10 protein-coding genes are annotated in these 8,768 nt (G+C 28.0%); all 10 read right to left on the bottom strand.

All coding sequences use genetic code 11. The features are described from left to right. Window positions 1-239: 239 nt before the first annotated feature. Window positions 240-1,070, bottom strand: coding sequence for an N-acetylmuramoyl-L-alanine amidase (locus ACRDDE_RS07560; protein ID WP_438626686.1), 831 nt, complete (start codon window positions 1,068-1,070; stop codon window positions 240-242). Window positions 1,071-1,261: 191 nt separating this feature from the next. Then, complete coding sequence (locus ACRDDE_RS07555; protein ID WP_438626685.1) at window positions 1,262-1,798, bottom strand: hypothetical protein; 537 nt, start codon at window positions 1,796-1,798, stop codon at window positions 1,262-1,264. A 207-nt stretch (window positions 1,799-2,005) separates the two neighbouring features. Next, window positions 2,006-2,536 carry a hypothetical protein gene (locus ACRDDE_RS07550; RefSeq protein ID WP_438626684.1) on the bottom strand — a complete coding sequence of 177 codons (531 nt, stop codon included), beginning with the start codon at window positions 2,534-2,536 and terminating at the stop codon, window positions 2,006-2,008. Window positions 2,537-2,655: 119 nt separating this feature from the next. Next, window positions 2,656-3,885: a nitrogenase component 1 gene (locus tag ACRDDE_RS07545; protein WP_438626683.1), complete on the bottom strand. Its 1,230-nt coding sequence runs from the start codon at window positions 3,883-3,885 to the stop codon at window positions 2,656-2,658. A gap of 323 nt (window positions 3,886-4,208) precedes the next feature. After that, window positions 4,209-4,625 carry a hypothetical protein gene (locus ACRDDE_RS07540; RefSeq protein ID WP_438626682.1) on the bottom strand — a complete coding sequence of 139 codons (417 nt, stop codon included), beginning with the start codon at window positions 4,623-4,625 and terminating at the stop codon, window positions 4,209-4,211. A 214-nt stretch (window positions 4,626-4,839) separates the two neighbouring features. Further along, the gene (locus ACRDDE_RS07535) at window positions 4,840-5,838 is read right to left on the bottom strand and encodes a GGGtGRT protein (RefSeq protein WP_438626681.1); all 999 of its coding nucleotides are present in this window, start codon (window positions 5,836-5,838) and stop codon (window positions 4,840-4,842) included. 22 nt (window positions 5,839-5,860) lie between these two features. Beyond that, window positions 5,861-6,553 carry an iron-sulfur cluster assembly scaffold protein gene (locus tag ACRDDE_RS07530; RefSeq protein WP_021429279.1) on the bottom strand — a complete coding sequence of 231 codons (693 nt, stop codon included), beginning with the start codon at window positions 6,551-6,553 and terminating at the stop codon, window positions 5,861-5,863. Between the two features lie 35 nt (window positions 6,554-6,588). Beyond that, window positions 6,589-6,774, bottom strand: a complete 186-nt coding sequence (locus ACRDDE_RS07525; RefSeq protein WP_438626680.1) for a hypothetical protein — start codon at window positions 6,772-6,774, stop codon at window positions 6,589-6,591. A 228-nt stretch (window positions 6,775-7,002) separates the two neighbouring features. Beyond that, entirely contained in the window at window positions 7,003-7,488 is a 486-nt protein-coding gene (locus ACRDDE_RS07520) for a hypothetical protein (RefSeq protein ID WP_021429311.1), read from the bottom strand. A 130-nt stretch (window positions 7,489-7,618) separates the two neighbouring features. Further along, window positions 7,619-8,689, bottom strand: coding sequence for an efflux RND transporter periplasmic adaptor subunit (locus ACRDDE_RS07515; RefSeq protein ID WP_438626679.1), 1,071 nt, complete (start codon window positions 8,687-8,689; stop codon window positions 7,619-7,621). Between the last annotated feature and the right edge of the window lie 79 nt (window positions 8,690-8,768).

The raw sequence follows: 8,768 nt of genomic DNA, 5'->3' as shown, positions 1-8,768 counted from the left end.
AAGGTTTTGCTAGTAATATAACTACTGCAATAAAAACAAATACTTGAATTACAATACTCATCTTCATAATCTCCTCCTAAATTTTCTATATACTCATTTTATGTGTTTTAGTATAAAGTGGAGGTTAAGATAATTATTGATGTATTAAGATTGTATAAAGATTAAAAAAACAACCAAAATTGACTTAAACGAAAAAAAGGTTACCTAATTTCTTAGATAACCTTTTTAAATGCTATTTATTATTTTACATACACGTTAGATACATATCCGCACTGTCCATTAAACTTTATTTTATGCCAGTCAAACTTAGTGTCTAAAACTTCAACTTTTTCTCCCTTTGATAAGTATCCTATTGTGTTAAACATACTACCTCTTCCGTTTCTTACACAAACTCCATCAGATAAAGCTATAGCTACATTTTTATTAACTTTAAGTCCTTTTTCATCTTTAAAGCCTAAATTTGAAATAACTCCGTCAACTATACCATTAGCTACTTTTTCTTGATATTCATTAGTTGCTAGCTTATTGCCTTCATCTTCATTAGATATAAAGCCACACTCTACAAGTACTGCTGGAGCTTCATTATCTCTTAAAACTTGTAAGTTTCCTTTTTTAACACCTCTATTAAGTCCGTCAGTACTACTTAATAAGCTTCTTTGAACAACATCTGCAAACTCTTTATTTTCATCATTATAATAAAAAGTTTCTATGCCCTTTGTAGTTGTATCTTCTGCTGCATTTTGATGTATAGATACAAACATATCAACATCTGATAAGTTTGACTTATTTGTTCTTTCTCTTAAAGATACATATTCATCACTTTTTCTGCTAGTTATAACATCTATTCCATGTTTTTCTAGCTTTGTTTCAACTTTATTAGCTATTTGAAGATTTAAATTATCTTCGATTCTATTATTATAAGCAGATCCATTATCATTTCCACCATGGCCTGCATCTATGAACACCTTATAATTATTTGCGTGAGAAACTGTCATTGTCGACATAAATGCTGTTGATAAAACTACAGCTACTACACTCTTTCTTATTGTCGCAATTGTCGTAATTTTCAAAATATTCCTCCTTTTTAACTTTTGTGTAATTTTTACTACACAAACTATTATACATAATTTTTCATTTTTTTCAACACCCTTATTTTTTTTGACATTTTCTGAGTATTGTTCTCAAGTTTTATTAAATTAATAAAGTAAAATAAGAAAGGTGTATTCAAGTTTCCTTGAATACACCTTTCTTATTTTACTTATTAATCGCACTTGCACCCAGATCCTTCAGAATCATCATCACAATCATCCCAAGGTATTAGTACTGGTGGTTTATCTTTTCTTTTTAAACAATTCACAGTTTTTTCAAATGATTTTTCTAGCTCATCAGCTAATACAGTTATATCATTTTGTTTACCTTGAGCATCTTTTATATCCTTAATAGCTGCATTTTGTGCTGGAACAGCTTTTTCTAATTCATCCATTATAGATTTTAAATCGCAAGCTGCTTGTGCTAATGCAGCTTCTATTTCACCCAGATTATTTGCTAAGTTCCCAACATTATCATTAATTGCAACTAGTGCTGACTTCACTTCTTTTTGATTTTCTTTAGCATTTTTTAAATCATTTCCTAATTCTTCATTTCTTACTTTTATACTATCTATAATATTTTCTGTTCTCTCTATATCTTTTTTGCAATTTTCTCCACCACAACCATGGTCCTTGCATTTGTAATAACATACATTTTCCCATTTATTTGCATTTTCACATTCATTCCAACCATTTTGTTTATAGCTCATCTTTAAAATCCCCCTTACAAATTTTTAAGCTTTTAGCCTGTAATCCATATTATGCCTAACACATGATTTTGTTTACTTTTTATATTTAAAATATGATGTATTTGTATAACTAAGTTTCATATGTTCTCCACAAATTTTGTTAATCATAATTTCTTTAATCATAAAAAGGAATGTAAATATATTTACATTCCTAAAAATATTATATAACTAGCAATCGCAATCGCAACCCCAGTCTGGTTTTTCTTCATCACAATCATCCAAAGGTATTAATATTGGATTTCCATCTTTTTCTTTTAAACATTCTACTGTATCATCAAAAGCATTTTCTAAATTGTCGATTAAATCTTTTAAATCTTTTTGTTTGTCTTGTGCATCTTTTATATCTTCTAATGCTGCATTTTGAGCTGGTATAGCCTTATCTAAATCTTTAATTATGCAATTTAAACTCTTTACAGCATTAATTAAAGCATCTTCTATATGTCCTATATCTTTAACTAAATTAGCTACATTATCATCTATATTATCTAAAGCTGATTTAACAACTTTTTGATTTTGCTTAGCATCTTTTAAGTCTTTACCTAACAAATTATTTTTAGCTCTTATATCATCTATAAGACATTTTGTTTTAGCTATATCTTTATTGCAATTTTTAGAACATCCATTTTTACATTTATAGTAGCATACGTTGTCCCATTTATTACTTTCACAGCTATTCCACATATTCTTTTTACAACTCATAGATAAATACACACCCTTTTATTTAGTCTACAGATTTTTTACCTGTAATGTATAATATGCCTAAATAATATATTTGTTAACATTTTCTTCTATTTTAAAACAAAAAAAATAGAAGCTATCTAAGCTTCTATTTCACTATATATATCTATATTTAAAATCTGATTAATTATGTACATACATCCCTTAAAACCAATATAAGGTGTATCAATACATTTATCAACTAAATCTAAACTCGTGTTGCTTATTTGTAAATCTTTTTTAGATTTATGTCTCATATCAATACTAACCCTATCACCTAAAAGTATCAGTAGTTCTTTATCGTTTAAATATTTTGTTGTTTCTAGATATGCCTTCTCATTTACAATGTTTGCATCATCGCAAGTTTTATAAATAATTTCTTTCCTATCAACATTAAATCCTAGTTCTTTTAGCATTTCACTAATTCCTAAAACAGTGTCAAAATCCCCAAATATAGCACAGTCTTTACTTCCTTTATAAAAATAAAATTTCTTTTTAACTTGAAGCAATCTCTTTTTTACTTGGTTCATTTCATCATTGTATTTTTCTTCATCTAATTCATATCCATCTATTTTCTTTATCGATTCTATAAATTTTATAGCATTTTTAAATCCGTATAAATTTATATAAATATATGGAATTCCATACTCTTCTTCCATATATTTAGCAGCTTTTAATGCTTCTTTTCTAGCCACTATATTCAATGATGCCTTAGATGCATTTTCTATTTGTTCAATACTCGAGTTAACTGTAAACATAGTATTTACTTCTTTATTAAATAGCTCTTTCATTATCCTTTGTAACTCTTTTATATCTGCTAAATAATTGTACTTATCAACACTAAATCCCATTATGTTGTACTTTTTCATATCTTTTTCATTATGTTTTACTATTTTTTTAGCTAAAAATTCTAATGCAAATTCTCGTCCTATGTTATAATCATAATTTAAATTACTCATATTTATAGGTAATAACTTACAACTTGCAACCCCCTTTAAATCTTTACACAAATCTAATATATTTTCACCAATTATATATGGCTGAGAAGATTCTACAATAAAAATATACTTAGGTTTAATATTATTATCTAAATTTATAATAGCATTTTTTAATTTTTCAAATATATTGCAAACATTTTCATCTTCATCAATATGTATAGAATATATCTTACATTTATTCTCATTACATATTTTATTTATATTTTCTACAACGTAATGAGTCTTTATATGTGTTCCAAACTCAATAACACATATATCACTTATACAAGATAAGGTCCATATCATTCCTATTTTATCATCAGGTATTTTTAAATATTTAAATTCTTCATCCATAATATAATTCCTCCAATGGTGCCAACATCAAATTTTTATACAATCATTAAAATACAGATTGTATAAATAAGTTAAAAGCTATTTTTAGCTTACATATTGGAATTCCATTTTGGAAAAGATTTATTTTAAATAATTTATATACTATTTAGATTTTTAATTTTACTATATAATTTTATTAAATCATTTAAATATTCACAATTTCAAAAGCAATAATTGGATTGTCCCATATATAAGCTTTTACATTTAATATTACTTATTTAAACGTTTATTTTTGTTTATACCCATTTTTTTTTATTTAAATCATATTTTTTTATTTTTTTAAATTAATTTTTAAAGCTTTCTAAATAAGCACATAATTTTTTAAATTCATCTATATCTTTTATATTCTGAAGTTCAGCAATTCCAATCATATAGCGGCTATATATATGATATAAAAACTGAACTTTATGCATTTCACATCTTTCAAATCCATCCTTAAAGGAGTATGAATATGGTATAAAATCATCTACGTTATTTTCAAAGTATTTAATCTTAGCAAAGCAAAGTTTATGTATTTGAAATATCATAGCAAGAGCAGAATGTTTTTCCACAAATTTTTGTGAAAAGTACTCAACAGGCTGATACTTTCCTTTTGGGTGTATATACTCCCAATTACAATTAGAGTTTAAATGTAATCTATATTCTTGTATAACCTTTTTCTTTTGTTCTTCTAATCTGCAATCCATTGAATTTAAATTCACAATAATCCCCCCTTTTCTTCTATTATATCAAGTTGATTTGTATTTATGAATGATAGTCTCTTAGTATAGTTTTTTTCTATTAAAGTACTTATATAAATCATTAAATACTATTATCTATTTTTACAATAAAATGAGAAATTTGTAATGTTTTGAACGTAAAAAGGTAGTGATTAAAAATTCTAATCACTACCTTTTATTTTACACCTACTAAAATCTATTTAAAACTTTCTTCTACTGCAACTGCAATTGCAACTGTAGCTCCAACCATAGGGTTATTTCCCATACCTATCAGTCCCATCATTTCAACATGAGCTGGTACAGATGAAGATCCTGCAAACTGTGCATCAGAATGCATTCTTCCCATAGTATCAGTCATACCATAAGATGCTGGTCCAGCACCCATATTATCAGGATGAAGAGTTCTTCCTGTTCCTCCTCCTGAAGCTACTGAAAAATATTTTTTCCCCTCTTGGTAACATTCCTTTTTATAAGTTCCTGCTACTGGATGTTGGAATCTTGTTGGATTAGTTGAGTTTCCAGTTATAGATACATCCACTCCCTCATGGTGCATAATTGCAACTCCTTCTCTAACATCATCACATCCATAACATTTTACTTTACTTCTATCACCCTTTGAAAAAGCCTTCTCTTTTACTACTTTTAATTCACCTGTATAATAATCAAACTCAGTTTGTACATATGTAAATCCATTTATTCTCGATATTATATATGCTGCATCTTTTCCAAGTCCATTTAATATAACTCTTAAATCTTCTTTTCTAACTTTATTAGCTTTTTCAGCTATTTTTATAGCACCTTCAGCTGCTGCAAAAGACTCATGTCCTGCTAAAAATGCAAAACATTTAGTTTCATCCCTTAAAAGCATTCCACCTAGGTTTCCATGTCCTAGCCCAACTTTTCTATCATCTGCAACAGAACCTGGGATACAAAATACTTGTAAGCCTTCTCCTATAGCTTCTGCCGCTTCTGCTGCTTTTTTGCACTCTTTTTTTATAGCTATAGCTGCTCCTACTGTATATGCCCAGCATGCATTTTCAAAAGCTATGTTTTGAGTATCTTTAACTATTTGATAAGGATCAAATCCTTTTGATTTACAAAGCTCTCTACATTCTTCTATAGAATTAATCCCGTATTTTTCTAATACAGGAGTTATTTGATTTATTCTTCTTTCATAACTTTCAAATAAAGCCATTATAGTTCACCTTCCTTATTATTTATTCATGTCTTGGGTCAACAAATTTAGCGCCTTCATCAAATCTACCATAGTTAGACTTAGCTTTTTCTAGAGCTTCATTTGCTTCAATTCCCTTAGCCACCATTTCCATCATTTTTCCTAGGTGAACATATTCATATCCTATTATTTCGTTATCTTCATCTAATGCTAATTTAGTAATATATCCTTCTGCCATTTCTAAATATCTAGGTCCTTTTTCAAGACTTCCATACATAGTTCCAACTTGACTTCTAAGTCCTTTTCCAAGGTCTTCAAGTCCAGCTCCTACAGGTAATCCACCTTCTGAAAATGCAGTTTGGCTTCTACCATATACTATTTGTAAAAACAGTTCTCTCATAGCAGTATTTATAGCATCACATACTAAGTCTGTATTTAATGCTTCTAATATAGTTTTGCCTGGAAGAATTTCAGACGCCATTGCTGCTGAATGTGTCATACCTGAACATCCTATTGTTTCAACTAAAGCTTCTTGAATTATACCTTCTTTAACATTTAATGTTAGTTTACATGCGCCTTGTTGAGGAGCACACCATCCTACACCATGTGTTAATCCTGATATATCTGTAATTTGAGTTGCTTTTACCCATTTACCCTCTTCTGGTATTGGAGCTGGTCCATGATTTGGTCCTTTGTTTATTTTACACATATTTGTGATTTCTGTTGTGTAAATCATAAGAAATCTCCTTCCTCGGTGTAATTTTTCTCTTTCTATAAATCATCCACATCTTGTATAGGTCTAATAGCTTCTCCTTTAGGACAGCCTGTATAGTGTCCATCAGGATCTGACTTGCTAGTACTTTCACTTAATATAGAGTTTACAACAGAGTTAATTCTTTTTTCTTTGTTTTGTAAGCTTTCACTTTTAACATTTTTTTTGATATTATTTTCCTTCATATTAAATCACCTCATACTTAGGATTTCCATCTAAACTAAATATTAAAAGGAAAATTTTTGAAAATTTATTATGCATTTATTATATGACTACGTTAAAATTAAATCAATATTAGACTTATAATACCTAATATTCTTATTTTTCTCACTTTTTTTATTTAATCTTTTATACAAATCAAAAGCAACACTATATTTGAAATAGTGTTGCTCTTAATTAATACATTTTATTTATTAGCATTCGCAATTATCATTGTGACTACATTTATTTACATGATTACAATCGTGATTGCACTCATGGTTACACTCGTGATTACATCCATGATTTTCATTTAAACATGGTTTATATCCATAGTCAGCCATATTGCATCCAAAGTCGTCTTTGTAACAGTCTTTATAGCATTTTACACTTGCTTCCATGCAGTTTTTAGCCTCATTCATTAAAGATTCGCCTTGTTTAGCTAGTCTTCTGTATTCTTCCCATAAGCAATTTGCTCTTGCACATTCTTCTAGTGCTTGTTGTTTTAAACAATCAGCTCTTTGTTCTGCTTGTTTAGCTTGTTGAGCAACTCTACTAGCTTTATTTATCATACAGTTAGCTTGTTCACATTTTTCATGAGCTAATTGTTGGTACTTACTACACTCACTACAGTCATTTAAACATTCCTCATTGCAACCTGGATTACATTTATTAAACTTATTTTTGTAGTTACATGTCATAAATTTATTCACCCTTTTTATGTTATTAAATGCGATATATAAATATCAACATCTTAATAATATATATGCATGTTTTCTACAAAATGTTATACAAATAATCATTTTTTTATATTTATTTTTATAAAACTAGCTAATCTTCCATTGCATTTCCTTTGCTAGGATAAATATTTTCTCCCTCTTTTATATTTTTATTATTTGAAGATTTTATTATTTTATCTTTTTCTCCTACACCTTCAGTTATTACTGCAAATTCACTATTTGTTTCACCAGTTTTAACTTCTTGTTTATATACAATTCCATCTATTACCTTATATACAAATCTCTTTTCATCCTGTTGCAATAATGAAGTATATGGAACTTTTATAGGATTATTAAGTACTTCTATAGTAGTTTGAACATGAAATCCATTTTTAATATTTTTTAAATCTTGATTTTCTAAAAAATTAACCTTTATATCATAGTAAGATAAACTTTGTTTTGAATCCTTCTTAGATGCAATTTTATCAACTGAAGGTCTCTCTCCTATAAAAGTAACTTTACCTTTTACCTTTTCTTTAGTCGAATTTACCATTACTTGTACTTCTTGATTTAAATTTATCTTTGATAAATCCTGTTCACTAGCTTGTCCTTTTACATAAAGATCTTCAGAATCTAAAGTCATAATTGGAGTAGGCTCATTTTCGTTGCTATTTTGATGGCTTATATACACCTTACCTGAAAAAGGAGCTTCTACTGAATAACTAGATTTATCTTCAATTATTTTTATCTTATCATTTAATTTAGTTATTTCTTCCTCAATGCTTTTCTTTAAAGTTTCATCTTGAATAACTTTTAGTTCCTCTTCTTTTGTTGTTACTTGTTCTTTTAAACTATCGATTTCTGGAGAAACATTTTCATTTTTATAAGTAAATAATACCTGACCTTGATCAACCTTTTGTCCATCTTCTAATGCTATGTTTTCTATTTCTCCTTTACTAGGTTCTGCAAAAAAATCTTTTGACTTCCCTGGCATAACCTTTCCATCTATAATAATTTTTTCTTTTTCTGGAACAGTGTATATTTCAGGAACTTGAGCTTTTTCATTTGCATTGCTCATACTGTTTTTTATTTTAATTCCCAAAAAAACCGCCATAAAAATAGCTATTACTACCACGCCACCTATAATAGCTTTCTTTTTATTTAGATTTATGCTTTTTTTCAAAGAAATCCCCCCAAAGTATATTTTGTCTTTTATATGTTTATTATATAGTAGTTTGGTATAATTTGTCATTCAAATTGTT

Source organism: Paraclostridium sp. (assembly GCF_051656405.1).
Classification (GTDB): domain Bacteria; phylum Bacillota; class Clostridia; order Peptostreptococcales; family Peptostreptococcaceae; genus Paraclostridium.
This window is presented reverse-complemented; position numbering and strand designations above follow the sequence as displayed.